The 24,304-nt window shown below is 54.7% G+C and carries 27 protein-coding genes; 5 read left to right on the plus strand and 22 right to left on the minus strand.

All coding sequences use genetic code 11. The features are described 5' to 3' along the window. Positions 1-120 precede the first annotated feature (120 nt). From B0F88_RS13650 to B0F88_RS13685, 8 genes are all read right to left on the minus strand, one after another. Entirely contained in the window at positions 121-603 is a 483-nt protein-coding gene (locus tag B0F88_RS13650; RefSeq protein WP_104424486.1) for a nuclear transport factor 2 family protein, read from the minus strand. Positions 604-659: 56 nt separating this feature from the next. After that, positions 660-1,961, minus strand: a complete 1,302-nt coding sequence (locus tag B0F88_RS13655; RefSeq protein ID WP_104424487.1) for an MSMEG_0569 family flavin-dependent oxidoreductase — start codon at positions 1,959-1,961, stop codon at positions 660-662. A 311-nt stretch (positions 1,962-2,272) separates the two neighbouring features. Beyond that, entirely contained in the window at positions 2,273-2,560 is a 288-nt protein-coding gene (locus B0F88_RS13660; protein WP_104424488.1) for an MSMEG_0570 family nitrogen starvation response protein, read from the minus strand. Positions 2,561-2,599: 39 nt separating this feature from the next. Further along, positions 2,600-3,577 carry a sll0787 family AIR synthase-like protein gene (locus B0F88_RS13665; protein WP_104424489.1) on the minus strand — a complete coding sequence of 326 codons (978 nt, stop codon included), beginning with the start codon at positions 3,575-3,577 and terminating at the stop codon, positions 2,600-2,602. Further along, positions 3,574-4,116: an MSMEG_0567/Sll0786 family nitrogen starvation N-acetyltransferase gene (locus B0F88_RS13670; protein ID WP_104424490.1), complete on the minus strand. Its 543-nt coding sequence runs from the start codon at positions 4,114-4,116 to the stop codon at positions 3,574-3,576. Before B0F88_RS13670 ends, B0F88_RS13665 begins: the two co-directional genes overlap by 4 nt. A 1-nt stretch (position 4,117) precedes the next feature. Continuing rightward, positions 4,118-5,212, minus strand: a complete 1,095-nt coding sequence (locus B0F88_RS13675; protein WP_181049908.1) for an MSMEG_0568 family radical SAM protein — start codon at positions 5,210-5,212, stop codon at positions 4,118-4,120. Beyond that, the gene (locus B0F88_RS13680) at positions 5,209-6,363 is read right to left on the minus strand and encodes a Nit6803 family nitrilase (RefSeq protein ID WP_258076670.1); all 1,155 of its coding nucleotides are present in this window, start codon (positions 6,361-6,363) and stop codon (positions 5,209-5,211) included. Before B0F88_RS13680 ends, B0F88_RS13675 begins: the two co-directional genes overlap by 4 nt. A 273-nt stretch (positions 6,364-6,636) precedes the next feature. Beyond that, positions 6,637-7,119: an MSMEG_0572/Sll0783 family nitrogen starvation response protein gene (locus B0F88_RS13685; RefSeq protein WP_104424595.1), complete on the minus strand. Its 483-nt coding sequence runs from the start codon at positions 7,117-7,119 to the stop codon at positions 6,637-6,639. 501 nt (positions 7,120-7,620) lie between these two features. Here B0F88_RS13685 and B0F88_RS13695 point away from each other — a divergent pair. Beyond that, the gene (locus B0F88_RS13695) at positions 7,621-9,045 is read left to right on the plus strand and encodes an aminotransferase-like domain-containing protein (protein ID WP_104424492.1); all 1,425 of its coding nucleotides are present in this window, start codon (positions 7,621-7,623) and stop codon (positions 9,043-9,045) included. Positions 9,046-9,231: 186 nt separating this feature from the next. On the opposite strand, the gene B0F88_RS13700 is transcribed toward B0F88_RS13695, so the two are convergent. The 4 genes from B0F88_RS13700 to B0F88_RS13715 form a co-directional block, all read right to left on the minus strand. Next, on the minus strand, positions 9,232-9,705 hold the full coding sequence (locus tag B0F88_RS13700; protein WP_104424493.1) for a nuclear transport factor 2 family protein: 474 nt from the start codon (positions 9,703-9,705) through the stop codon (positions 9,232-9,234). Positions 9,706-9,736: 31 nt separating this feature from the next. Continuing rightward, entirely contained in the window at positions 9,737-10,342 is a 606-nt protein-coding gene (locus tag B0F88_RS13705; protein ID WP_104424494.1) for a glutathione S-transferase family protein, read from the minus strand. Positions 10,343-10,357: 15 nt separating this feature from the next. Then, positions 10,358-11,641: a pyridoxamine 5'-phosphate oxidase family protein gene (locus tag B0F88_RS13710; protein WP_104424495.1), complete on the minus strand. Its 1,284-nt coding sequence runs from the start codon at positions 11,639-11,641 to the stop codon at positions 10,358-10,360. A gap of 395 nt (positions 11,642-12,036) precedes the next feature. Next, complete coding sequence (locus tag B0F88_RS13715; RefSeq protein ID WP_104424496.1) at positions 12,037-12,582, minus strand: carboxymuconolactone decarboxylase family protein; 546 nt, start codon at positions 12,580-12,582, stop codon at positions 12,037-12,039. A 136-nt stretch (positions 12,583-12,718) separates the two neighbouring features. On the opposite strand from B0F88_RS13715, the gene B0F88_RS13720 reads away from it, so the two are divergent. Then, positions 12,719-13,618: a LysR substrate-binding domain-containing protein gene (locus tag B0F88_RS13720; RefSeq protein ID WP_104424497.1), complete on the plus strand. Its 900-nt coding sequence runs from the start codon at positions 12,719-12,721 to the stop codon at positions 13,616-13,618. 483 nt (positions 13,619-14,101) lie between these two features. Here B0F88_RS13720 and B0F88_RS13725 read toward each other — a convergent pair whose 3' ends face one another. The 8 genes from B0F88_RS13725 to B0F88_RS13760 form a co-directional block, all read right to left on the minus strand. Beyond that, positions 14,102-17,101, minus strand: coding sequence for a COR domain-containing protein (locus B0F88_RS13725; RefSeq protein ID WP_104424498.1), 3,000 nt, complete (start codon positions 17,099-17,101; stop codon positions 14,102-14,104). Between the two features lie 87 nt (positions 17,102-17,188). Then, positions 17,189-17,629: a PIN domain-containing protein gene (locus B0F88_RS13730; protein ID WP_104424499.1), complete on the minus strand. Its 441-nt coding sequence runs from the start codon at positions 17,627-17,629 to the stop codon at positions 17,189-17,191. After that, entirely contained in the window at positions 17,619-17,834 is a 216-nt protein-coding gene (locus B0F88_RS13735) for a DUF2281 domain-containing protein (protein ID WP_104424596.1), read from the minus strand. Before B0F88_RS13735 ends, B0F88_RS13730 begins: the two co-directional genes overlap by 11 nt. A 388-nt stretch (positions 17,835-18,222) precedes the next feature. Next, the gene (locus tag B0F88_RS13740) at positions 18,223-18,600 is read right to left on the minus strand and encodes a type II toxin-antitoxin system VapC family toxin (protein WP_104424500.1); all 378 of its coding nucleotides are present in this window, start codon (positions 18,598-18,600) and stop codon (positions 18,223-18,225) included. Next, on the minus strand, positions 18,584-18,835 hold the full coding sequence (locus tag B0F88_RS13745; RefSeq protein WP_104424501.1) for a type II toxin-antitoxin system Phd/YefM family antitoxin: 252 nt from the start codon (positions 18,833-18,835) through the stop codon (positions 18,584-18,586). Before B0F88_RS13745 ends, B0F88_RS13740 begins: the two co-directional genes overlap by 17 nt. Positions 18,836-18,974: 139 nt before the next feature. Next, positions 18,975-19,196 carry a tautomerase family protein gene (locus tag B0F88_RS13750; protein ID WP_104424502.1) on the minus strand — a complete coding sequence of 74 codons (222 nt, stop codon included), beginning with the start codon at positions 19,194-19,196 and terminating at the stop codon, positions 18,975-18,977. Positions 19,197-19,246: 50 nt separating this feature from the next. After that, on the minus strand, positions 19,247-19,888 hold the full coding sequence (locus B0F88_RS13755) for an isochorismatase family cysteine hydrolase (protein ID WP_104424503.1): 642 nt from the start codon (positions 19,886-19,888) through the stop codon (positions 19,247-19,249). A gap of 52 nt (positions 19,889-19,940) precedes the next feature. After that, the gene (locus tag B0F88_RS13760) at positions 19,941-20,519 is read right to left on the minus strand and encodes a carboxymuconolactone decarboxylase family protein (RefSeq protein ID WP_104424504.1); all 579 of its coding nucleotides are present in this window, start codon (positions 20,517-20,519) and stop codon (positions 19,941-19,943) included. A gap of 179 nt (positions 20,520-20,698) precedes the next feature. Here B0F88_RS13760 and B0F88_RS13765 point away from each other — a divergent pair, with 179 nt between their 5' ends. The 3 genes from B0F88_RS13765 (at position 20,699) to B0F88_RS13775 (ending at position 23,125) form a co-directional block, all read left to right on the plus strand. Next, positions 20,699-21,586, plus strand: coding sequence for a helix-turn-helix transcriptional regulator (locus B0F88_RS13765; RefSeq protein ID WP_104424505.1), 888 nt, complete (start codon positions 20,699-20,701; stop codon positions 21,584-21,586). 626 nt (positions 21,587-22,212) lie between these two features. Beyond that, on the plus strand, positions 22,213-22,467 hold the full coding sequence (locus tag B0F88_RS13770; RefSeq protein ID WP_104424506.1) for a hypothetical protein: 255 nt from the start codon (positions 22,213-22,215) through the stop codon (positions 22,465-22,467). Between the two features lie 13 nt (positions 22,468-22,480). After that, positions 22,481-23,125 (plus strand): DUF3047 domain-containing protein, encoded by a 645-nt coding sequence (locus B0F88_RS13775; protein WP_104424507.1) that lies wholly within the window; start codon positions 22,481-22,483, stop codon positions 23,123-23,125. Positions 23,126-23,231: 106 nt separating this feature from the next. On the opposite strand, the gene B0F88_RS13780 is transcribed toward B0F88_RS13775, so the two are convergent. Continuing rightward, positions 23,232-23,606 carry a VOC family protein gene (locus B0F88_RS13780; RefSeq protein WP_104424508.1) on the minus strand — a complete coding sequence of 125 codons (375 nt, stop codon included), beginning with the start codon at positions 23,604-23,606 and terminating at the stop codon, positions 23,232-23,234. Positions 23,607-23,651: 45 nt separating this feature from the next. Continuing rightward, complete coding sequence (locus B0F88_RS13785; protein ID WP_104424509.1) at positions 23,652-24,119, minus strand: peroxiredoxin; 468 nt, start codon at positions 24,117-24,119, stop codon at positions 23,652-23,654. Positions 24,120-24,304: the final 185 nt, after the last annotated feature.

Here is a 24,304-nt window from a genome sequence, read left to right on the forward strand (position 1 = left end):
AGCTTTATACAATTCAAAGATTAGGGAGGGGAGGTCACAATGACTCCCCTAAATGTCAAACTTTATGAGACCCCCGGCAGAGCCGGGGGTACCAATGGTTAATTAGCTTGCGTTGAATAGTTACAACCCAAGATCGCTCAGTCCCGGATGATCGTCGGGACGGCGGCCCAACGGCCAATGGAATTTCCGTTCGGATTCCTTAATCGGCAAATCGTTGATGCTTGCGTAGCGCCGTTGCATCAAACCGTTTTGGTCGAATTCCCAGTTCTCGTTACCGTAAGAACGAAACCATTGGTCGTTGTCATTACGCCACTCGTAAGCAAAGCGGACGGCAATGTGGTTGCCTTCAAAGGCCCAGAGTTCCTTGATTAATCGGTATTCATGCTCTGTAGCCCATTTGCGGGTAAGAAACTCGATAATTTGCTCCCGGCCTACCGGAAACTCGGCGCGATTCCTCCATTGGCTGTCGATAGTATAGGCCAGGGCAACTTTCTCAGGATTACGGCCGTTCCAGCCGTCTTCGGCCATGCGTACTTTTTGGGCCGCCGTTTCACGGGTAAAGGGCGGAAACGGGGGACGTGATTCTTCATGAGTTGTGTTCATTATAAAACTCCTTGGTTAAGGTTTGATTGATCGGAATAATGATAGGGTTGTAATAATCAGGCCACGGCGGGCCTGCGCGAAGTGCAGGTTTGGCTCTGCACAGCCTCCAGCTTATCGTGAATGACTCCGGCCAGGTATTGCGCATCTTCGGCAATCCCCAGAAAGCGCCCGGAACCCCAGGTGTTCAACCAAGGCAAGCCGATGAAATAAAGTCCTTCGGCATTCGATACGCCGCGCCGGAACCGTGGATGCCCCTTGCCATCGAAGGCGGGCAGTTCGATCCAGCTGTAATCGGGGCGGAAACCGATTGCCCAAACGATGGAGGTGATGCCCGCGGCATCGGCATCGATACGCACGGGACCCGATTCGGATTTCCATTCCCATAGTTTTTCAAATGCCGGTTCCTCAGGGGCATCAATGTTGTTTTCCGCGATATAGCGGTCGATTTCCTCGCGTATCCGCACATACACTTCGTCGGCTTCGTCGAGGTTTCGGGTCAGGTCCGGCTTAAACTCCAGCATCGTGCCGTTAATGCTGTTCATGCTGCCGTAAAGGCGGACGCCTTGCAACGCGAATTTACGCAGATCGATTTCATGGCCGCCGCTACGTCCGCTCAGGTAATGGTTGGTTTTATGGCAAACCGCATCGCCGAGCGGGTGCTTATCGACAGTCAAGTTGTAAAAGCCCAGATCGTACAGCCACTCGGTGGTTTCGCGGCCTCGATACAGGCGTGGCGAACGGGGCGCGCTGCCGACCGCGAGATGCACTTTACGGCCCGCCAGGTGCAAGTCTTCCATGATCTGTACGCCGGATTGGCCCGAGCCGACCACCAATACTTCACCTTCAGGCAGCTGTTGCGGGTTGCGGTAATTGACGGAGTGAACCTGGGCGATATGTTTGGGCAGGCTGTGCGCATAATCCGGCACGATCGGAATATCGTAGCCACCGGTAGCCACGACCAAATGATCGGCGGTGAATTCGCCGACGCTGGTCGTCACCTCAAGCCAGCCCTGTTTGCCCCGGCGGACACGGGTCACGGCCACGCCTTCATTCAGCGGTGCGTTGATCTTTTCGGCAAAGGCTTCGACGAACTCGACAATCTCGTCTTTCAGCATGAAGCCTTGTGGATCGTCGCCTTGATATGGAAAATCCGGCAGGCGGCATTGCCAGTTCGGGGTTACCAGACAAAAGCTGTCCCAGCGGTCGTTGCGCCAGGAGTGGGCGACGCGGTTTTTTTCAAAAACGATGTGGCTGATGTCCAGTTTTTGCAGGTAATAACTGACCGATAAACCGGCTTGGCCGCCGCCGACGATGATGACTTGGTAATGCGGGTATTGGTTGCTTTGTTGATTATTCATGGGCTTCTCTCTTTATTGTTGTGTAGCGGTTTGTGATTCCTGAGTGCCGGGTCGGAAGCTCACCCTGTTTTTGCTCTCGTTCCCACGCTCCAGCTTCGCGAGGCGGGAAGCTGGAGCTTCCTCCACTGAATTCCCAAGCTGGAGCTTGGGGACTAGCGCAAAATCTGGAGGCTCCGGCTATCGTCCGGTTTCTCATCTAGCGCCGGAAGTAGGCCGGAATAAGCCCGCCCGGTGCTAACAAGGGCGGGTGTTTCCGGCAAGCGGAATGTCGGAAACACCGGTTCTCGCTACCGTTCGAACCGGCCTACTCCTTAGCCGATGAACTCTTCCACCAAAACCTTCGGGTTTTCAATTTCAGAAAACCGCGCGGCGACAGTTTCAATTTCGTCCAGCTGACTCATTGCGCTGGAGCAGGTATAGCCGTATTTTTGGCGAACCCGCTCGCCGGCAATCTGTAAAGCCGCCCGGCTGCGGGCCAGAAAATCTTCCAGTTCGTAAGTTTCGCCCGGATTAAAAAAATCCTTGATCACCTGTGACGGCGAATAACAAAGGCTGGTGGATCGGTCCGGCCAACGGACGCGAAAACGCATTTCAGGCATGGGTAATTCCTCTTTGATGAGTGGAATGGAGGGACATGGCTAAGCCTCCGGTTTGAGTTCTATGCTGCATCCGGTCAACGGTTCTGCATGCAAATCCCATAACAGTTCCTCTCCGTCGGCATCGGCAAGGCGCAGACAGCCGGACGCATCGGTTTCGCCGATCACCGAGCAACTTATGCCGCGCCGGGAGAAATGTTCGATGACGGCTCCGGTGTGCTTCTCTTCCGCGCTCAGCACAAAGCCGTAACTGGGAAAACAGCACAGCCAGCGCGCTAACGAAATATCCGGCGGGCGCGGTATCGCGGCCACGTCGAGCACGCCGCCCAAGCCGGAACACTCCAATAACATCAGCACCGTGCCGGCCAAACCGGCCATGCTGATGTCCTTTGCGGCTCCGCACAGCCCGGCTTCGGCAAGCTGCGGCAATAGTTCGAGATCCTCGCGCAATCGTTCCGGCGGCGAACCGGTGCTGGCATCCCACCAGGCATGAGGTTCGCGAAAACGCCCGCGCAAATCGACCGCCGCCAGCAGCTTTTGTCCGGCTTTTGCTTCGAAGCTGCTGAGCAATGTATTGGAGCGGCCGAGAATAGCGACCGACAGTTGCGGGCGGTCGTTGCGAAGATTGCTGTGTCCGCCGGCGATGGGTACGCGATAGACCTCCGAGGCGGCCGCCATGCCTTCGAGCACCGGTTTGGCTTGTTCCTCGCCGTCGCTCCAGATCGCATCGACCACGGCGATGGGGCGGCCGCCCATTGCGTAAATGTCGCTGACGTTGACCATCACGCCGCAGTAACCGGCAAACCAGGGCTGGGTCGCGACAAACTCGTTCAGGAAACCTTCGGCCGCGAACAACAAAAATCCGTCCCGGTCGGGTATCGCGGCGCAGTCGTCGCCGAGCGCGATTGTGCCGGACGGCATGCACTTGTTAAGCAGGCCGGTCACGGCGGCGATGTCGCGCTTGTGCGCCAAGCCGATGCTTTGTTTTACGTGCTGAGTCAGCCGGGCTAAATCGTTCATGCCGCAATCCTGCCGGTCGCAATAAAGCCGGTCTCGCCATCGGCATAGGGCGGATACCAAGCTAAATCCGCTTGCATCAAATGATGCGGCCTGCCGTGCAGTTCGATTTCCTGTAGCGAATTCCAATGCAGGCGGCGAAACAACGGCACGTTGCGGCTTTGCACCTGCGCCAGGAAGGTATGGCAATCCTGGGCATGGGCGCTGGTGACTGCCAGACGGATCAGCGCCGCGCCCAAGTTGCCCTGTTTCCGGTAGTCGGCAGCGACCGCCAGCCGCGAACCCCACCAAACACCGGGTTCGGCTTGATGAATGCGGACGGTTCCGACCACTTCATCGGGCAGGCCGCCGACGCAGGCAAGCGCGACAATCGGCGTCGAGATCCGGTCGATGTCGTCGAGGTCATCGCCCTGGAAAACGCCTTGCTCCTCGCAAAACACCGCCTGCCGCAAGCGCAGCATTTGCTCGCGTTCCCAATCCTGAGTCACCCATTTGACCAGGTACTCGTTGGGCACAAAACGGTTGATAGCTTCGTTCAGCATGTCAGGCCTCGTAACTGGAAAGGGCCGAGCAAGCGCCGCATTTGGCGCAACCGGCTTTCATATCGGCGGAGCGCAGCCCGGCTTGTTTCAACATCGCGCCCAACGGTTGCAGAATGCTCTGCATGAAGCGCGGGTCGGGCGAGGGATGATCGGCCAGCGGCGTGCCGGTGATCGGGATAAACGGCACGACGAACGGATAAACGCCTTTGCCGATCAATTGCTCGCAAACGGACAGGATCGCTTCCGCGCTATCGCCAAGCCCGGCCAGAATGTAGGTGCTGACTTCGCCCCGGCCGAACACCGCGACGGCCGCGTCGAAAGCGTCCATATAACGTTCCAGCGGCACACCGGCCTTGCCGGGCATGATGCGGGCGCGGACTTCCGGGGTGACGGCTTCCAGGTGCATGCCCAAGCTGTCGATGCCTGCTTCTTTCATGCGTCCGAACCAAATATCGTCATCCGGCGGTTCGCATTGGCCTTGAATCGGCAAATCGACGGCGGCTTTCACCGCGCGGGCGCTTTCGCAGAGAATCTCCGCGCCGCGGTCGGTCAGATTCGGCGTGCCGGTGGTGATGACCATGTGCTTGACGCCGTCCAGCGCTACCGCCGCGCGGGCGACTTCGGCCAATTGTTCCGGCGTTTTGCGGAGGATGGTTTTTCCGGCTTTCAGAGATTGCTCGATTGCGCAAAACTGGCAGGATTTTTTGCGGTTGCCGTAGCGAATGCAGGATTGCAGTACCGTCGTGGCCAGCACATCCGCCGCATGCAAGGTCGCGATATGGGAATAGGGTACGCCGTCCGAAGTTTGCAAACCGTAAAAACGCGGCTGGCGGGGGAATGCAATCGAATCGATTGCGCGGCCGTCGCGGCGAACGATGCTGATGCCTTGTTCATCGGGAGCTGAGGCGGTAAACGGCGATTTGGCAGCCCCGGCTATGGTTATCGGTACCATCACGGTTTTGCCGCCAATGGTGACGGCTTTATGATCGGACGGACCGGCGCCGCCTCGACGGACGGCAAGGCCGGACTCGGCGTCCTCCAGCCGCAATCCCAACGATTGCAGCTCGGTAATCAGCTGTGCTTCGGCTCTATTCATGGCTGGGTTGCCCGCTGCTTTGGGGAAAAGGTGCTTTTTGCTCCTTCTCCCTGAGGGACAAATCCGCCGGGAGCGGATTTGCACTCGCCCATAGGGTGGCGGACAGGAGAGTCCGGCATGATTAGGCTGGGATGAGGGGGATTAAATAAACTTTCTTCCTTATTCTCATTTCCCCTCACCCAACCCTCTCCCTCTGGAGAGGGCTTTATTGCATTTAATTCATCGCTGAACATCGGCGCAGCCGGTTTGTCGTTGATCCTCAGGCTTAACAATTCAGGCCGGGCGTAATGGCCGACCGAATCCATCATGCGTTTGCGTTTGGTTATCAACGACATATCCAGGTCGGCGATGACCATGCCTTCGCCGGAGCGCAACGGTTCGGCCAGATGCTGGCCTTCCGGCGAGATGATCGCGGTGCAACAGCCGCCGCGCAGATTTTTTTGCAAACCGGGATCGGGCGTCACCGATTCGATCTGCTCGTCGCTCAGCCAGCCGGTCGCGTTGATCACGAAGCAGCCGGATTCCAGCGCATGATGACGAATAGTCACTTCGATTTGTTCGGCGAAAATCGGCCCGACCAACGAGCCCGGAAACTGGCTGCAATGGATTTCCTCATGCTGCGCCATCAGTGCGTAGCGGGCCAGCGGGTTGTAATGCTCCCAGCAGGCCAAAGCGCCGATCCGTCCGATGCCGGTTTCGACCACTTTCAGGCCGGACGCGTCGCCCTGGCCCCAGATCATCCGTTCATGATAGGTCGGCGTGATCTTGCGGCGTTTTAAAGCCAGGTTGCCGCTCTCGTCGAAAATCAGCTGGGTGTTATAAAGGCTGCCGTGGTCGCGCTCATTGACGCCCAGCACCACGACCACGCCCAGCGAACGGGCCAGGGCGGCCACCGCATCGGTGGCCGGTCCCGGCACGGTCGGCGCATGTTGGTAAAGTTTAAGATGCTCGCGGCCCGCGGCGACCGGCGGCAGCACGAACGAAAAATACGGGTAGTAAGGCACGAAGGTTTCCGGGAACACCACCAGCTGAGCGCCTTCCTTGGCCGCGTCGCTGATGGCTTGGCAAACCTTGTCGACGGTGCCGGTGGCCGAATCGAACACCGGCGCAATCTGTACCGCTGCCGCCCTGACGATTTTTTTCGATGTCACAATCTGTACTCCTGTCATGAAAAAGCGGTTGAGCCACGGATGAACACGGATCAGGTTTATCGGGTGCTGATTCCAAAAATGTCATTTATTTTTACCATGAAGCGCATGAAGGACTTGAAGACATTACTGTATTGACTTCACGTGTGTATTGAGACGGTTTATAAAACACCGGTCATCCAAACCTCGTCCCGCTTCGTATCCTTCATGGTAATAAAAACAAGTTATAAACATTGTGCTGTATCAGCACCCGGTTTATCCGCGGCTAAAAATGATTTACATTGTCCAGGTATCCAGAATGAAAGCGTTCTCGCGGCGATGGATCAGCACGATGTCCAATACATCCAGCGGGCTGACCGGGCGGATGCCTTCGATCAGGCTGGGTTCGCCGTGGCCGTACAAGGCTTGCAGCGCGAACCGGCAGGCATAGACTTTGCCGCCTTCGGCCATGAATTTGTTGATTTGGTTGGTGTAGTTTTGGTGCCCCGGAAAAGCCTCGTCGCCCAAGCGCGGAAAGCCGCGTTGAATGCCTAAAGTCACGCCCGGCCCATACAGCAGGATCGAAGTTTCAAAGCCCTTGCGTTGCAAACGGGTCGCCTGCAACAGGTTCACGTAGCCGATGGAGCCTTCAAAAGCCACGGTGTGGAATTTCACCAGGGCCTTTTCGCCGGGTTGGGCTTTAACGTCCTCGAATACTTTCTCTTCGTAATCGACAAAAAAATCGCCGTTGGCGTGAGCTGGTTTTTGAACTGCCGGCATGGAATGTTCCTTGTAATAAGTAAAAAAAACCTGCATCAGGGGGCGATGCAGGGGGAGTTAGGGCTGTCAATCATTGAGGGGGACTGACGGGAGATAGTTTACGGAGGAGGCAATGTTGCTGACAGATTCAGGAAAAAACGATTTTTAGGGTACAGATTGCGATTTAATGCGATCTGTCCTGCCCAATAAACCGGATAACTGTTATGGAAAAACCCGTATTCATCGTTCCCACGCTCCGGCGTCGGCTTCATCCGAGTGCCGTACTGTTTGCGCTGGTTCCCAAGCTCCTGCTTGGGAACCCAGTGAGCAAAGCTCCAGCTTTGCGAGTCGGGAAGCTAGAGCTTCCCGTACTGAATTCCCAAGCGGGAGCTTGGGAACTAGCGAACGATATAGCATAGGGCCGGAGCGAGCGGGAGCGATACAATATGAAAAAATCAAACCATTGAGCGGTACAGTTATGCTAAATTTGCCGGACAGACAACCCGCAGAGATCCAAAACCAATGAAACATCTTTATGAAACCGTAGCGGAGAATATCCTCGCCCATATCGAACAGGGCGTTTACCGCTCCGGCGAGCGCTTGCCCGGCATACGCCGTTTGAGCAGCCAGATGAATGTCAGCGTATCGACCGCGCTTGAAGCCTACCGGCTGCTGGAGGATCAAGGCCGAATCCAGGCGCGTGCGCGTTCCGGCTACTACGTCAGCACCGTTCACCGGCTAGCCATCACCGAACCCGACATTTCCGAACCGCCGACGATGCCTTCCCGAGTCACGGGCCAATCGTTGACACGGCAAATTCTGCTGGCGGCAAAAGATCCTTACCAGATCAACCTGGGCTCTTCGGTGCCTTCCCCAGCCTTTTTACCGACGCGGGTTCTGCAACAAGCCACCCAAAAAGTCGTGCGCCTGTTTGAGAAACGCTGTTTCGACACCGATGAATTGCTGGGGAATCAGGAGCTTCGCCGCCAGATCGCCAAGCGCATGGTCGAATTGAACTGCTCCGTCAGTCCCGACGATATAGTCATCACTCATGGCGCCAGGGATGCGGTCCGGCTCGCGTTGATGGCGGTCTGCAAACCGGGCGACGTGATCGCCATCGAATCGCCGACCTTTTACGGCTTGTTGCAGGTCATCGAATCCTGCGGCATGGAAGCGCTGGAAATCCCGACCCATCCGCGCGATGGCGTTTCTATCGAAGCATTGCAACTGGCTATCGAACAATGGCCGATCAAAGCCTGCCTGCTGATCTCCAACTACAACAACCCGCTCGGTTCCTGCATGTCCGACGAACGGAAAAAGAACATCGTCGGGTTGCTGGAAAAAAACGGCATTCCGCTGATCGAGGATGACGTGTACGGCGATTTAGGCTTCGGATTAAAGCGGCCTTCCGTCGCCAAAGCCTGGAGCCAACACGGCGAGGTGCTGTATTGCTCGTCTTTTGCCAAAACCTTATCGCCGGGACTGCGCGTCGGTTGGTTGGTTCCGGGCCGGCACATGAAAAAAGTGGAAAACCTCAAATACATGCTGCACCAAGCCACGCCGACATTAAATCAACTGATCGTTGCGCATTTGCTGGAGCAAGGCGGTTACGACCGCTACCTGCGCCAAGTCCGGCAGGACTATGCGCAAAGCGTGGCGCGCATGGTCAAGGCCGTGAGCCGGTTTTTTCCCGAGGGGACCAAGGTGACCCAGCCGGAAGGCGGTTTCGCGTTGTGGGTCGAATTGCCGGAACATGTCGATGCGATGGAATTGCATCGGCAAGCGAGCCTTGAAGGCATCATCATTGCGCCGGGGCCGCTGTTTTCGGCCACGCAAAAGAAATACGGCAATTTCATCCGGCTCAGCTGCGCCGTACCCTGGAATGACCGTTTGGAACGGGCGTTGAAAAAACTGGGGGATATGGCTGGGGATTTGATGGCGGGATAAAGGGAGGGTCTGCCATCCATGGCAGTCGTCTTACCTGGAAGGTCTAACTGGGCGCATTTTTAGGAATGCGCATAATAACTTTATTTTTAAACCATGAAGAACATGAAAGGCATGAAGGATTGAAGTCTTCATGCGCTTCATGGTCATTGCTTAAATGTTCCTAAGCCATCAGTTCCGCGCGGCTATTCATAACCCCAAATCGCTCAAACCGGCGTGATCGTCTGGACGGCGGCCTAGCGGCCAGTGGAACAGGCGTTGTTCCTGCCGGATCGGTAAATCGTTGATGCTGGCAAAGCGCCGTTGCATGAAGCCTTGCCGGTTAAACTCCCAATTTTCGTTGCCGTAACTGCGGAACCATTGACCGTAGCCGTCATGCCATTCGTAGGCAAAGCGAACGGCGATGCGGTTGTCGGTAAACGCCCATAGTTCCTTGATTAAGCGGTAATCCAGCTCCTTGGCCCATTTGCGTTGCAAAAATTGCCGCACTTGCTCGCGGCCTTGCGGAAATTCGGCGCGGTTGCGCCATAGCGTGTCTTCGGTATAGACCAAGGCTACCCGATCCGGGTCGCGCGAGTTCCAGGCGTCTTCGGCCATGCGCACTTTCTGAGCCGCGGTTTCGGCGGTAAAGGGCGGGACGGGGGCTTTGATTTCTTCGGTCATGATGTTTCTCCGTTATTGAAGGGTGAGTGAGTTACGCCTGCCACATTCCCGGCATCGGAACATAGCCGGGCAAGGCGCGGATACGTTGAAACCAGGTAACGATATTCGGGTAAGCGCCGATGTCGATGCCGCCTTCCGGCGCCAGCGCCAAGTAAGGATAGGCGGCAATGTCGGCGATGGATACCGTGTCGCCGGCCAGCCAATCGCGGCTTTCCAGGTGACGGTCGATAATATCCAGTACTTTTTCGGCGGTCTGCCGGGCTTTTTCCGTATCGATGGCGCGGCCGAATTTATGATGTACGCGCAGCATGGCCGGGCCGTGGAAGATTTCGTTGGCGGCGGTCGATAGCCAAGCGGCGATTTGCGCCGAGCGGTAGGCGTCGTCGGGCCACCATTGTTCGCCGCCGTAACGTTTGGACAGATAGACCAAAATGGCTTGGCTGTCGCGGATGATCAGGCCGTCGTCATCCAGCACCGGCACTTGGCCGAACGGGTTGCGTTGCAGATAGTCCGGGCTGCGTTGTTCGCCGCCACGCAAATCCACCGGGCGAGTTTGGTACGGCAACGCCAGCAAGCTTAACAATAATCGGACTTTGTGGCAGTTGCCGGACAGCGGCATGTCGTATAGCGTTATCATCCTGTTCCCCTTCGGTTAAATAAAACTTTCAAATTGCACCCGCTGTTCGGCGATGCCGAGTCGGCGGGCGGTTTGGCGCACGGCGTCGATCAGGCGGGTCGGGCCGCAAACGTAAATGACGGCATCGGCGGATGCGTTACCGAGCAGCGCCGACACGTCCAGCCGGGTTGGGGCGTGCGCCCGGCTGAAATAAAACCGGCACCGATTGGGCAAATGCCGCAGCAAGTCCTCGACAAAGGCCATTTCTTGCGGCGCATGGCCGCTGTAATGCAATTGAAAATCCGCACCCCGCGAGGCCAATGCTTCGGCCATTGCTTTTAACGGGGTGATGCCGATGCCGCCGGCGATCAACAATGCCGGGCTGTCGTCATCGTGCAGCGGGAAATAGTTGTTCGGCGCATCGACGTTGATGCGGGTTCCCAGTTGCCAGCCGTCGTGCAATGCCGACGATCCGCCTTCGCCATCGTCCATTCTTAGCACTGCAATACGATAGCAATCAGGATCATCCGGCGCGTCGGTCAGCGAATAAGCGCGGCTGGTAACGCTACCGTCGGGCAGCGCAATCGGCACGCGGATATGCGCCCCGGCCCGATAGCCAGGCAGCGGTTCGCCGTCGGCATGGCGCAATTCATAGGCGCGAATGCGCGGCGTCAATTGCCGAATCCCGGCAATCGTTAACGGCAATGCGCCGCTACCCAAAACGCCGGGCGCTTGCCGCGCCACCGCCGCCGGTTGTTGGCGGGCTTGAACGAGCAGCGCTTCGACTTCGTTTTGGCTGTAGCGCGGCGTGATGTACTTGGGGCAGTTCCAGTCGAAGGCTTCGACTTGGATAACGATGCCGCGCTCGACCGGAGCGCGAAAGTCGGGCGATTCCAGTTTCGCCAGCAATGCCGGCTCGGTGTGTTCGTCCACCGCTCGCGCCCGGCCCCAGATTTTCAAGCGCCGCCGTTGCGGATAATCCATCAGCAACAAACTGACCCGGTCGTCGCCGCGCAGATTGCCTACCGAAATATATTGGCGGTTGCCGCTGTAATCGGCGTAACCGATGGTCCGGTCGTCCAACACTTTCAAGAATCCCACCGGCCCGCCGCGATGCTGCACATAGGGCCAGCCGGTTTGACTCACCGTGGCTTGATAAAAGCTGTCGCGCCCGGCAATAAAAGCTTGCTCGGCAGCGCCCAGCGCCACCTCCTCGGCCTCGCCGAGTTCGGCCGCCCGATACGCCATGCGGCTGCCCATTTCGGTTTGCACCGCTTGCACGTCGGGAGTGAAACTGATTTTAGCAAAAGTTCGGGCCATGACCTTGCTCCTGATTGGGGTTGAAACATTGGCGTTAACTGTGACACAGCCGCCAGCCGCGTTGAATAGCCATAATCTGCAATAGTTTATTCCATTCAGCGTAAGAATCCGGGCGCAAGTCTGAACTTGGCCCGGTTCAATATAGAAGTCTAATCATAACTATTCAGCACGAAGCGCCTTATCCCTCTCCTGCTGGAGAGGGGGTGATCCAGCTGAAATTCGCGGGCTGTTGCGCTGGTTCCCAAGCTCCGGCTTGGGAACCCAGTTAGCGAAGCTCCAGCTTCGCGAGTCGGGAAGCTGGAGCTTCCCAAGACTGCATTCCCAAGCTGGAGCTTGGGAACGAGCGAACCCGTGAGTTGCAGATCAATGTATCTTAATGAATTACGCCGCCTATATCAGGCCGCCTGTTTTAGCCCCACTTTCGGAAAGTCGATACTAACCCGGCTGGCCTTGCCCAGGATATTGGTCATTATGTTCATGCCGACGTGGGTGATCACCTCGACGATGTCCGCCTCGCTGAAACCGGCGTCACTCATGGCCTGCAACTCGGCGTTGGTGACCTCGCCCTTGTGCTCGACCAGGGCGCGGGCGAATTTAACCGCCACCGCCGCCTTGGCGTCCTGGCTGGAACCGGCCCGGTTGGCTTCGATTTCCGCCCCGTTCAAACCGGCTTTGCGGCCGATGGCGGTGTGTGCGGACAGGCAGTATTCGCATTCGTTCTGCTGGGCCAGCGCCAGCGCGATGCGTTCGCGGGTGGCGGCGTCCAGCGAACCGTGATTGGCGATGTGATGCAAGCCGAGGAAGGCTTTCAGGGCATCCGGCGAGTGGGCGAACACCCGCAAGAAATTAGGCACCATGCCCAACTGGCTTTGAATCGCATCCAACAGGCTGAGTTGTTCGGTGTTGGCGCTTTCGTTGCTAACGGTGGTAATACGGCTCATGATAGTTCTCCAAATAATGAAAGGGTTTGTTAGTCGCCTGGGTGAAATTCAGCAGGCGGGTACAGTGTGTCTTATTGCAAAATATTAAAGAATAGCTAAAATTATCAACTTACTATTCCGATAACTGGAGCTATCAATGAGTCGTCTGCATTTAATGAGCGTGTATGTCGCGGTGGTCGATGCGGAAGGCTTTGCCGGCGGCGCCCGCAAGCTACACATGTCGCCACCGGCTGTGACGCGTGCGGTGGCGGCGTTGGAAGAGCGCTTGGGCGTCAAATTGCTGAACCGCACCACCCGCTACGTGCGGATGACCGAGGCCGGCCAGAAATACTACGAGGACGCCAAACACATCATCGCCTTGGCCGATGAAGCCGACAACGCAGTGCTGGGCATCAACGCCGAACCGCGCGGCCAACTCACCGTCACAGCCTCGGTTTTGTTCGGCCGCATGTACGTGATGCCCGGCATCGTCGAGTATTTGCGCCGTTACCCGGCGGTGGAAGTCAACGCATTGTTCGTCGACCGGGTTGTCAACATGCTGGAGGAAGGCGTGGACATGGCGATCCGCATCGGCGATTTGCCGGATTCGTCGTACCGGGCGCTACGGGTCGGCGCGGTGCGGCGAGTGGTGTGCGCGTCGCCCGACTATTTGGCGGCACGCGGCATCCCGCAAACGCCGGAAGATTTACCGGCGCACGACATTATCCTGGCGCGGGGCTTAAATCCCGTCAACGAGATGCGCTTTGTGCGCGACGGCCTGCCGCAGACGGTCAAGTTACAACCGATATTGAGCGTCAGCGACAACGACTCGGCGGCCGGCGCGGCGCTGGCCGGACTAGGCATCACCCGCTTGCTGTCCTACCAAATTGCCGAGCCGCTACAGACAGGCAAACTGAAAATCGTGCTCAGCGAGTTTGAAAGCCCGCCGGTGCCGATCCACATCCTGCACCGCGAAGGCCGCCACTCGTCGGCCAAAATCCGTTCGTTCGTCGATATGATGGCAGAGCGTTTGCGGGCGGAGTTGTCGCTGAATTGATCGGTTTAGGAAGGATAGGGCATCCAGTAGCCAGTCTCTGTCAATAGGCCTAAAAAATCTTGTTCGGTACAGATTTAAGCAATGACCATGAAGCGCATGAAGGACATGAAGACTTCAATCCTTCATGCCTTTCATGTTCTTCATGGTTTAAAAATAAAACTCACATCACATCGCTCCGGGGCCGCTGTTTTCGGCCACCCAAAAGTAATACGGCAACTTTATCCGGCTTAGTTGCGCGGTGCCGTGGAATGATAGGTTGGAACGGGCGTTGAAAAAGCTGGGGGGATATGGCTGGGGAATTGATGCCGGTATTATGGCTTGTATAGACAGGCGAAGCATCACTGCCATTAAGTTAATAAGACAATGACAGCGTAGGAGCGGGCCGCGCCCGCGACATTTGGGCGACGATTGCAGTGCTTTCATCGCGGCATGGCCCGCTCCTACAATGCTTAATTTAATGGCAGTGAGGCAAACCATGATTAATTAATTCAATAATCGCTCAATTCCCTTTACCACTTCCAACCATGCTTGGTTTTCATTAACCCAATGTTGGGTGTTGGTTACCGGTTCGCCTTTATTCGGCAATGCATTGTATTTAGCAAAGTCCAATTTTTCCCAAAGGCAAAAATCGACAATGATTGGGACAAGTTTGCATTCGTCGTTTTTACAAAGCTCCTCAATCAACGGCAGCTCCACATTTTGAATATAATCGGTTGCCATACTATGGTGAGATACCAAATACAGCACTATATCGGCTTGGTGTAGCTCTTGTTTGATGCGCGTGTCCCATTCTTCACCTGCGAGCAAATCCCTATCGTTCCAAGTGATCATGTTGTTTCGTAATCCGGCAAGATGTTTGATTAACGTGTCTTTATGATCATTGTCGTGTTTGGAATACGAAATAAAAATGCTCGGTAAAATTTTTGCTTGGCCCCAGTCCGGCATCTTGTGGACTTGGATGCCATCCAACAGCTCCAATACCCGTACATCCTCATAACTGGCAGGGCATTCGATAGTTAATTTGCCGTCTTTTTTACGTTTCAATAGTTGTTTTTGCCCGAAAAACTCCGGCTCTGTTTGTAGACGGCAACTTTTACAATGACAAGGAATCAACTTGGTCACTTTTTCCGCCAAGCCGTTAAAAGTGTTGTTTAACTTATCCAAATCTGCCGCAAGCACACTCAATAATTCCTTACGTTCAACACCTCTGGCGCGTAACACGATTTCGCCGCCTTTGGGCGGAATTTCCACCAGCACTTGGGTTTCGTCACGCTCGAATAATGCCCCCGACATCCACGCTAATTCCGGCTGCTGCACAAAATAGTGCTGGCGCACCATCAGCCGACTGACCATGCCTTTGGGCAAAAACTCGTAGCAAAATCGCAATACCAAGTCGCCGGGCTTGGCCCAGTCGTTTAGCACCTCGGGTTTGGACGGCGGCAACAATTGCGGAGCCAGCCAAGTTTCAGGTCGGGTGTCGGGCAAGGCATAACATAATTCAAATTTTTGCATCAAAGCCAGCAGCTCCGGGTGCATATCCCTATAGTCCGAATCCTGCCACAGTCTGGCGCAATCACCGGCAGTAAAACGGCCTAACTGCGCTTTAACAGTTTCATCATCGAGCATCTTGAAAACTGCCGTCGTTGCCCACTGGTTTTGCAAAATCACTGTGCGTGCCAATAACTTGTCGTCCTGAAAATGCAAAAACACACCCAAGTCATGTAAATAGCGGCTTAAATGCAGCGCCTTGTCACGGTCGAACGGCAGATGTTTTCGGTAAAGATCAAAATATTCGTTCTGGGTGATGGTGGCTTGCAACTCGGCTAATTGCTCGATGTCGGCGCGTATGTCCAGCCAGCGTGCGGGCAGCTCTTCGCCGATATGCGGCAAGTTTTGGGCAAAAAATTCTATGGCTGTGCGTAAAGGCTCCGCCACGTCTTGTTGCTCAAGATTGCCCCGATAACAGTCCTTGACGTTATCGAAGCCGCCTTTAATACCGGCCAGATCGATAGATTTACTGCGCCCGCCTTTTTCGTTTTGAAAAATCAGCACCGGGCTATGGCTACTGAGCAAATCCACGGCTTCCAGCCAATATTTAAAGCCCTCGTCCAGCAAGGTTTTATGATCCTTTCGAGTGTCGTCCAGCAATACATACAAAGAACGCTGGGTTAAAAAAAATTGGTGGGTCGCATGGTAAATTTCCTGTCCGCCAAAATCCCAAACATTCAGCCGGAACATGCGCCCGTTCGGATAACGGGCGTCGCGCACCTCAAATTCATGCCGGTGTATCGCAATGCCCTTGGTGGTTTCGTTCTCTTCGGGCAAGGGTAATGCGGGTTGATACAAGCGCCGCAACAAACTGGTCTTGCCTGCGCCGCCTTCGCCGACCAACAGCAACTTGGCTTCATAAATATGGTCTGTGCCTTGGGCTTGTTTTTCACGGAAATAGTTCAGAATAGCGGCATTGCCTTGTTGGGCTATCGCTACCGGTGGGTTGATCAGCGGGCAGCCTTTGACATAAATCCCGTTGCCATTCCAATAATCTGAACTCCACTTTACCTCAAGACCTTTCTCAATCAGACGCAGTAATATTTTGATATCCGTGACTTGTGTGCCGAGGACATTAAGCTGCTGTAAACCTTCCAGGTTTGCTAGCGGTCTGAGGTCCGTGACTTTTGTGTAGCTGACATCAAGCCCCTTTAAACCGCCCAGGTTTGCCAGCGGGCTGAGGTCCATGATTTGTGTGCCGCTGACATTAAGCTGCTTCAAACCTCTCAGGTTCGCCAATGGACTTAAGTCTGCGATTTGTGTGTAGAGAGCATAAAACTGTTGCAAACTACTTAGGCGTTTTAAGGGGCTTAGGTTAACAACTCGTGTGTTACTAACTTCAAGGTATTTCAATCTGCCCAGAATTGCTAGTGGGCTTAGGTCTGTGACGGGGGTGCCGAGAATATCAAGTTGTTGTAAATTGCCTAGAGTAGCCAGAGGTCTTAAATCAGTAACTTCTGTAAGGCTAATAATCAGTTGTCGCAAACCGCTCAATCTCACTAATGGACTTAGGTCCGTAACTTGGGTACCTCCGATATCAAGCCGGTGTAATCCCGTCAGATTAGCCAGTGGGCTTAAACTAGCAACTTCTGTAGTGTTAATATCAAGCAATTGCAAAGTGTTCAGGCTCGCTAGCGGGCTCAGGTCAATCAAGTCGTGTCTTCCGAAAATGACGCCATTTAAAAAAAGTCTTTTTAATTGCTTAAGCCCCCTAAAACCACCACTGAGCCAGGCGATGTTATTTTTAGATGCGGTGTTTTGGCTTTCATATTTTTGTTTGCCATCTCTCCATTCACCAGCAAACGACAAACCTTCCAACCAAACCAACTCTCCAATTTCATCCGGCACCTCGGTTAAGCCGCAATTACCCAAATCAAGAAAAGTGGCGCGGGTCTTTTTATTTTCGGCGATAAGCCGCAGGGCAAGTTCTGACATGGTAAATCCAAAAATACATAGTAAAAGCTAACGTCAGCCAGGCTGACGTTCTGCATGACGGTTTGATTTAGACGGACTGGACGTAATTCAAAATGACGGATTCGCAGCCGAACGGAACGGGTTGACGATGGTCAAACAACCTTCAATCGTTTGCCCGTGTTGCATATCTTCACTGAACAAAGTTGCACAGCCGGCATCGATAGCTGCGGCGACAATCAGGCTGTCCCAGTAACTGAGCGAATAGGATTTTCTCAGACGGGATGCCAGCAAATGTTGGGATGCATTCGAGGTAATGACTTCGCAGTCTTGATACCAGCCTTGGATCAAGACGCGCATTTGCTCTTCCGGCATGTTCACTTTTTTAATCAGGTTGCTGCAAATTTCGCGGATAACTTGAGAATTAATGACGGGACGAGCCAAGTTCAGGAGAAAGCCGGCAGCCTGCCGATGCCTGTCATCGTGTTCTTCCGCTCTCCGAATCAGCGAATACAGCCAGATATTGGTATCGACAAAGACTTTAGCGGGCATTAGCTTCCTCACGGCTTAAAGGGGTAAAGTCGGCGACAAGCTGCGGGTGCGTTATCAAAGAAGCCAGGGACGATTGCGCAAGGGTTTTTTCTTGTCCATGTTCAGCCTGATTGCGGGCAGCCAAAAATTCAACAAAATCGAAAACCTCGGCTTGTTTGGCTTCGGGAAGTTGCTGTAATTTTTCGATTAATTCTGCATAGCTCATTTTTAAGCCCATTTATTTAATATGTTTATACGTGGTGGTGCAGTAGAAAGACACCAAGGTTTCCGAGAATATCACTCTCAAAGGTTCAGGCGCATATACAAATCTTGATCACGTCTATCGGATGGGGCGTTTTCGCAAAGCCCAGTGAGTCTTGTCTTTTGGAAATTAACAAAAAAGCGGGGAATAAGCCAGCGCTATTAACTCGCGCGGTGTCGATAGGGGTTGCCCCTGCGCCACGGTGACAGGTTCGTAAAGCTGTAAGGCGGTTTCGCGACAGCAAACCGCCATAGCCGGGAAGAGCTAATCTGATTCTCGCTCGGATTGTTTCAAGCGGTTTTATTATCCGTTGTATTTAGTCTTGTGCGGTGATTGCGGTAGCCGCCACGTTTTACTTTTTAATAACCAGCACATCATCAAGATAATCCCGAAACACCGCATCGTAAGTCACAATACATAGCTTCTCGTACTTGGCTTGGGCAATCAACAATCGATCGAACGGGTCTTTATGACGATCATCCAGTTCGAGAACGGTTTGGGCATGGTAAGGCGTGATATTCAGCCATTGAAAACCTTGCGCTTCAATATCTTCGGCGATGTGTTCCGAGGGCAAGGGCATTTTACCCAAGCCGTTTTTGATCGCCATTTCCCAGACCGTAACAGAACTGACCAATGCGCCTTCAGCCTGAATCCGCTCGATGATCGGGCGGTCCTTGATTTCGCCCATCAGCCAGTCGTAAACAATGCAGGTATCAAGCAGCAGGCGCATTGTTGCTATCGGTGAATAATTGTTCTACTTCGGCGTTGGTTGCGGCGGAATTCCAGTCCGCCGCATAAGCGGCCCGGCCTTTCCAGGCACCGGGGGGAGCGACTTTGTTGGCCGTATATTTAACAAGTTTGGCGACGGGGACGCCGTTACGGGCGATCACGACTTCCTCATCTCTCTCGGCGGCAACGATGAGGCTGGACAAGTTGTTTTTGGCTTCGAGTATGTTGACTTGCATCGAGGACACCGGGGCTAAATTGGCTAATGCTAGCCAACTTAATTGAGTCCGCCTTTATTGTCAAGAGAACGCTTCTTCTGTGGCGTTTGTAGGCGCGGATAAATCCGCACCTACAAACGCTCAAGTTATTACGAGTCAATTACCCTGACGCCTGACTCATCGCGCGAATGGCATCGGTGGTGACGGCTTGTCCGCCGACGCCCCATTGGCCCGAAGCGACATCCTCGATGATCACCCAGGTGACCGGTCTTAAGCCTTCGCCCTCTACCGAGACGATCGCATCGGTGACCTTGCTGATGATTTCCTGTTTTTGTTGTAGCGATAAATATCCGCCGATACCTTTGATTTGTACGAGTGGCATGGTGTTTCTCCTGTCAAAATGATTGTGGTTGTGTTGTTAAACGCGTATTTTTACTGGCCGCAGGATGAGCCGGGACTGGTAACGCAGCATGATCCTGCGGCCTGCTCAAGAAATTCCCGCTGCGTCACCGGCAAGGAAAACATCGGCCAGTTGTTCTCGACGGAAATGCGGTACTGCTCGAGACCGATGGTCGCGCTGGCGTCGGTGATGCCGAACACCCGGTAGCCTTTGTCGTAAGCGGAACGCATTGTGGATTCGATGCAGATATTGGTCAGCTGGCCCGCAAGCGCTATGGTGGTGATGCCGTGGGCGCGCAATACGAAGTCGAGGTTGGTTCCGGCGAACGCATCGATGCTGGATTTTCCGTCGATAACAATATCGCTGTCCCGGCGGTCGATGACCGGTGCGATTTCGCTGCCCCAAGTCTTCTTGACCAAAGCGCCCGCATCTTTCACCGTTGCCATGATGCCGTAAGGCGCATGGCCCATCTCCCGGTAATCGGGGGAAAATTGGATCGGCGTATGCACGATCAGCATGCCTTGTTCGCGCGCACCGTTGATCAGCCGGTTAAGATTGGCGATGACTTGGTGTTTTTCGAGCACGGGTTTCAAGAGCGGATACAGCTTGCCGCCCTCGCTGAGAAAGTCGTTCTGTAATTCCAGCAGGACGATTGCGGTCTGTTTTGCATTCATATAGGGTTCCTTCGATTGAGTTGAACGGCCGTGGTTATTGAGCGTAGGATGATTACGCGCATTGTTTGCCGCACTGGGCCGGTTCCTCCCATGCTTCAGCCTGGAATTGGGCGTCCAGCGGCGTGTGCATAATATGATTGGCGTAGTTGCTGAGGGTCTTCATGGTCACGCCCAGCACCACTTCCAATACCTGAGCGCGGCTATAGCCTGCGGCGATAAAGCTGTCCAACGCCTTGCCGACTACCATGCCCCGCTGCTTGACAACGGCACGGGTGAACGTCGCCAAGGCGTCCAGCTTCTTGTCCGGCAACGGCTGCTGTTCACGCAGTGCATTCACCATAGCGGCATCGGCCTTCACCATGTGCTTGGCAATGATTGAATGCGCCGCTACGCAGTAAGCGCAGTGGTTTTCGATGCTAGCCGAAAGCAGCACCACTTGCCGCTCCACCGGCGTCAGCGAGGTCTTGTCGAGGATGGCGCCCAGATTTAGATAGGCTTGTAAAACCGTGGGCGATTCGGCGAGGCCGCCCAGTAAATTCGGCACAAAGCCGTAATTTTGCTGAGCGCCTTCGAGCAACGACTGGGCGGCAAGAGGCGCTTTCGGGATGGAATAAATGTTAAATTGGGACATACTATATCTCCTGTTTTTCGATTAATCTGGATGGGTTTTGTTATGCAAGGGTTTGGGCTAAACGTTCATTTCACGGTCTACGCACTGAAAAATTTCGACGGGGATAGGTTAAGCAATTCGGCTTGCCGAACCCATGCTCGGGACTCCGGGATTGTTGTCCGATTGTCCGGGAGATTGATGTGGATGCTTTAACGGCGCTGGTCAACGCGCTGAACTTGCGCGCCAAACTGGTTTATTCGGGCGGCGTTTGCGGGCGCTGGTTGATGGATCACAATTCCGATACGTCGGTTTGGTTTCATTTAGTCAGCAAGGGGCAAGGCTGGGTGCATTCGCCGAGCCGGGAAACGCCGCTGGCGTTGGAAAACGGCGATTTGATTTTGTTTCTGCCGCATGCGCCGAAGCACTTTTTGTCCTACAGCGCCGAGCATTTGCCTTGCGATGCGGCCGACACCCGTTTGACCGGCTGGGAGGGCGGCGAGTCGGGATTTGTTTGCGGGGAAATCGAGCTGGCTACGCCCCGTTCATTGTTGTGGCAGGCGCTGCCCGCCGAGATTGTGATCAAAAAGAACCAGGCAGGCGACATACTGGCCAAGCTGATCGAGCTGGTTATCGGCGAGGCTTCCGGCCGGCGCTTCGGCAGCGACTCGGTCGTGGAACGGTTATGCGACAGCCTGTTCGTGCTGGTGATCCGCTACTGCATAGAGGAAGGTTTGGTAGGGCAAGGCGTGTTTGCGGCGATGCAGGACAGGCGGCTGGCAACCGTGTTGGGCTTGATTCATCAGCAGCCCTGGCAGCCCTGGACAATCGCCGAACTCTGCTCCCACGCCGGTATATCAAAAACCCTGCTGTCGGAAAAATTTGCCTTGTACCTTGGCGCATCACCGATTGAATATCTGACTCTTTGGCGCATGCAAATTGCGGCGCATTGGTTAAAAGAAACCGGGATGACGGTGGAGCGCGTCGCCGAGCGCTGCGGCTACGAATCCGTGCCTGCATTCAGCAAAGCCTTCAAGCGCTGTTTGGGCGCGTCTCCCGGCGCATTTCACCGTGCAGAGACAATTAGATAAAACCTCCCTGCCATGCGTTTCCCCGCGCCGCCTGAACCGAGAATGCGGTGTAAGGGTTGCGTTCCTCGTTTTCGCCGGGGGGCGAAGGGCCATCCTTGGCCCCTCTGGCAACGCGCAGTATCCCAATAGCGCCTTACGGGCTATTCCCGGTGAAAGCTCCGGTATTTTTTCTCGTTCCCACGCGCTGCGTGGGAATGCAGTTAAAGGCGCGCTGCGCCGCGAATTGAGTGCATTCTAGGCGCTCCATAGTATCTTACGCTTGTAAGGAATTCAGGGCGGCTCCGACCGATAGACAGGGCGGCTTTACGGCGTTTGTTGTTAAAACGCTCCCTGCCGTTTCAAACCGAAGTCCATCCGCTGTAAGGCGAGCGGGATAAATTTATCAGGATAGCTGTAAATCGCATCCGGTCTATATGAGGAATAAACATGGCGAACATCAGACGCCTCAGTACCTTGGCCCAAGGAGACACCGTCTGGGAAAGGCTGCGCCGAGCCGCGGTATGGCGGTTACAAGCTGCTGGGATCGTTGCCGCTCAACGGCCGGATAAGCGTCGATTTCCGGCTGTCAACCGCCGACAAAACCAGTCACAATCAACGCATAAACGTTTATGCAACATGGGGGGAATATGTACAAAAAGCTTCTGATCCGGCTGTTGCCGATCGCGATAGCCGCCTTCTTTCTGTTCGACGGTTCGCAAATGTTAAGCCTGGACAATATTCGCGAGCATCGGCAGGCTTTGATGGACTTTACCGACCGGTACTATTTGTTGATGTTGATCGCTTGCGCTATCGGTTACAGCCTGTCCACCGCGTTAAGCCTGCCGGGCGGTACGGTGTTGTCGCCGCTGCCTATATGGCTGAAACACAGGGCAAACGAGTGAGCGGAGAATTGGCATGAGAAGGTTAATCATCATGTTATTGGCGGTTTTAGCTATACCGGAGACGGCTGCCGAGTCTAAGCCGATGCTGGGCGAATTCAGCCGCAACCGGCTCGACGGTTGGGAGCGGCAAAGTTTTAAAGGCGAAACCCGCTATCAATTGCAAAACCTGGATGGTGTCGTGGTGCTTAAGGCCGACAGCCGCGCAGCGGGTTCCGGCTTGTTCAAGGAGCAGCGCATCGATCTGGAGCAAACGCCGTTTCTGAATTGGTCCTGGCGCGTTGCCAACCGTTTGAGCGGCTTGAACGAGCAAAGCAAGGCCGGAGACGATTATGCCGCCCGCATTTATGTGGTGATTAAGGGCGGCCTGGCGTTTTGGCAGACCAAAGCGATTAATTACGTCTGGGCGGGCGGCAGCGGAAAAGACAGTATCTGGCCCAACGCGTTTGCCGGCGACCATGCGATGATGCTGGCTTTGCGCGGCCCGGAAGCGGCGTTGAACCGCTGGTACAGCGAAAAGCGCAATGTCAGGGCCGACCTGCAAACACTGTTCGGCGAGGACCTGCGCATTATCGATGCGGTGGCGCTGATGACCGATACCGACAACAGCGGCAAGCAAGTTACCGCCTTTTACGGCGATATTTGGTTTTCCAGGGATTGACGATGCGTGTACCCGCTCTCTTCGGCTGAGCTCAGGGCTAACGGGATGTTGAAATACCCGGCTGCATTTTTAGGATCAAGCGCCTTGTTCAAAACAGGGCTAAGCCTTATACCCGCTGAAGAAGCTCCAGCGCATTGCCGTCCGGGTCGCGGCAAAACAGCGCTTTTCGCCCTGATTTGCTCAGGGTGTAGGCAATGCCGTTTTGGTCCAGCGCCTCCCGAACCGGCTCCAGGTCCGGCACGCTTAAGGCGACATGCCGATCGCGTCCGCCGTGATCGGGGCGTCCGGTTGTCGGGTCGGGATTTTCCAGCTCCAGTAAATGAATCTGTTGCGCGCCCAGTTGCAGCCACGCGCCGGGAAAGCCCAGATCGGGCCTGTCGGTTTGCTGCATGTCGAGAACATCGCAGTAAAACTTCAGCGATGCCGCCGTATCGGAAACAACCAGACTGGCATGATGCAGGGTGAAATTAAATTTTGACATTAAGCTCTCTTCCAAAGTGCGGACGAAAATCCAACTGCGATCGGCTCATTGCAGGGTTTTTACTTTTTCCAATACGTCCCGGGCATGGCCGTCGGGCGTGACGCCATACTCCACATCAACCAATGCGCCTTGTTTGTCGATGATGAACGTGGAGCGGAGAATGGCCATGCTTTTAACGCCGTTCTTTTCCCGTTCCCGCCATACGCCGTAGCTTTCGCAAAGTTCGCCATCGACGTCGGCCAGCAAATCCACTTTCAGATCGAATTTTTTAATGAAATCCACATGGCTGGCGCAGGAATCCTTGCTCACACCGATAACCACGGTATCCGCCTTCGCAAATTCCCCGGCAAGCTGGGTGAACTGGTTGGCTTCTATGGTGCAGCCCGGCGTGTCGTCTTTGGGGTAAAAATACAAAACGACATTCTTTTTCCCGGCGTAATCGGACAAATTAACCGTTTCATCGAATTGATTTTTTGAGCTGAACAGCGGGGCTTGTTGGTGTTTTTCTAACATGGGAATCTCCTTCAGAGTTCGCGGATTGTTAAAGCCTGAAACCGCAGTGTAAGCGGATCAAAGATTCCCTGCAAGCCCCATAAAACCTGGGTATATGTGCGTTATTTAGCCTGAAACGTGAAAAGCCTCTTATTCACCACGAAGGACACGAAGAAATAAAACTTCGTGTCCTTCGTGGTGATAGT

Origin of the sequence: Methylobacter tundripaludum (genome assembly GCF_002934365.1) — a bacterium.
GTDB classification, from domain to species: Bacteria; Pseudomonadota; Gammaproteobacteria; order Methylococcales; family Methylomonadaceae; genus Methylobacter_A; species Methylobacter_A tundripaludum_A.

What these genes read in the sequence shown, in the direction of transcription:
- B0F88_RS13665 (WP_104424489.1), bottom strand. Translation starts at nt 3,577, where the DNA reads ATGAACGATTTAGCCCGGCTGACTCAGCACGTAAAACAAAGCATCGGC.
- B0F88_RS13785 (WP_104424509.1), bottom strand. Translation starts at nt 24,119, where the DNA reads ATGTTAGAAAAACACCAACAAGCCCCGCTGTTCAGCTCAAAAAATCAA.
- B0F88_RS13735 (WP_104424596.1), bottom strand. Translation starts at nt 17,834, where the DNA reads ATGAGCTATGCAGAATTAATCGAAAAATTACAGCAACTTCCCGAAGCC.
- B0F88_RS13740 (WP_104424500.1), bottom strand. Translation starts at nt 18,600, where the DNA reads ATGCGCCTGCTGCTTGATACCTGCATTGTTTACGACTGGCTGATGGGC.
- B0F88_RS13710 (WP_104424495.1), bottom strand. Translation starts at nt 11,641, where the DNA reads ATGGCCCGAACTTTTGCTAAAATCAGTTTCACTCCCGACGTGCAAGCG.
- B0F88_RS13655 (WP_104424487.1), bottom strand. Translation starts at nt 1,961, where the DNA reads ATGAATAATCAACAAAGCAACCAATACCCGCATTACCAAGTCATCATC.
- B0F88_RS13725 (WP_104424498.1), bottom strand. Translation starts at nt 17,101, where the DNA reads ATGTCAGAACTTGCCCTGCGGCTTATCGCCGAAAATAAAAAGACCCGC.
- B0F88_RS13745 (WP_104424501.1), bottom strand. Translation starts at nt 18,835, where the DNA reads ATGCAAGTCAACATACTCGAAGCCAAAAACAACTTGTCCAGCCTCATC.
- B0F88_RS13660 (WP_104424488.1), bottom strand. Translation starts at nt 2,560, where the DNA reads ATGCCTGAAATGCGTTTTCGCGTCCGTTGGCCGGACCGATCCACCAGC.
- B0F88_RS13695 (WP_104424492.1), top strand. Translation starts at nt 7,621, where the DNA reads ATGAAACATCTTTATGAAACCGTAGCGGAGAATATCCTCGCCCATATC.
- B0F88_RS13770 (WP_104424506.1), top strand. Translation starts at nt 22,213, where the DNA reads ATGTACAAAAAGCTTCTGATCCGGCTGTTGCCGATCGCGATAGCCGCC.
- B0F88_RS13670 (WP_104424490.1), bottom strand. Translation starts at nt 4,116, where the DNA reads ATGCTGAACGAAGCTATCAACCGTTTTGTGCCCAACGAGTACCTGGTC.
- B0F88_RS13715 (WP_104424496.1), bottom strand. Translation starts at nt 12,582, where the DNA reads ATGAGCCGTATTACCACCGTTAGCAACGAAAGCGCCAACACCGAACAA.
- B0F88_RS13685 (WP_104424595.1), bottom strand. Translation starts at nt 7,119, where the DNA reads ATGCCGGCAGTTCAAAAACCAGCTCACGCCAACGGCGATTTTTTTGTC.
- B0F88_RS13650 (WP_104424486.1), bottom strand. Translation starts at nt 603, where the DNA reads ATGAACACAACTCATGAAGAATCACGTCCCCCGTTTCCGCCCTTTACC.
- B0F88_RS13720 (WP_104424497.1), top strand. Translation starts at nt 12,719, where the DNA reads ATGAGTCGTCTGCATTTAATGAGCGTGTATGTCGCGGTGGTCGATGCG.
- B0F88_RS13705 (WP_104424494.1), bottom strand. Translation starts at nt 10,342, where the DNA reads ATGATAACGCTATACGACATGCCGCTGTCCGGCAACTGCCACAAAGTC.
- B0F88_RS13780 (WP_104424508.1), bottom strand. Translation starts at nt 23,606, where the DNA reads ATGTCAAAATTTAATTTCACCCTGCATCATGCCAGTCTGGTTGTTTCC.
- B0F88_RS13760 (WP_104424504.1), bottom strand. Translation starts at nt 20,519, where the DNA reads ATGTCCCAATTTAACATTTATTCCATCCCGAAAGCGCCTCTTGCCGCC.
- B0F88_RS13775 (WP_104424507.1), top strand. Translation starts at nt 22,481, where the DNA reads ATGAGAAGGTTAATCATCATGTTATTGGCGGTTTTAGCTATACCGGAG.
- B0F88_RS13700 (WP_104424493.1), bottom strand. Translation starts at nt 9,705, where the DNA reads ATGACCGAAGAAATCAAAGCCCCCGTCCCGCCCTTTACCGCCGAAACC.
- B0F88_RS13675 (WP_181049908.1), bottom strand. Translation starts at nt 5,212, where the DNA reads ATGAATAGAGCCGAAGCACAGCTGATTACCGAGCTGCAATCGTTGGGA.
- B0F88_RS13755 (WP_104424503.1), bottom strand. Translation starts at nt 19,888, where the DNA reads ATGAATGCAAAACAGACCGCAATCGTCCTGCTGGAATTACAGAACGAC.
- B0F88_RS13750 (WP_104424502.1), bottom strand. Translation starts at nt 19,196, where the DNA reads ATGCCACTCGTACAAATCAAAGGTATCGGCGGATATTTATCGCTACAA.
- B0F88_RS13730 (WP_104424499.1), bottom strand. Translation starts at nt 17,629, where the DNA reads ATGCCCGCTAAAGTCTTTGTCGATACCAATATCTGGCTGTATTCGCTG.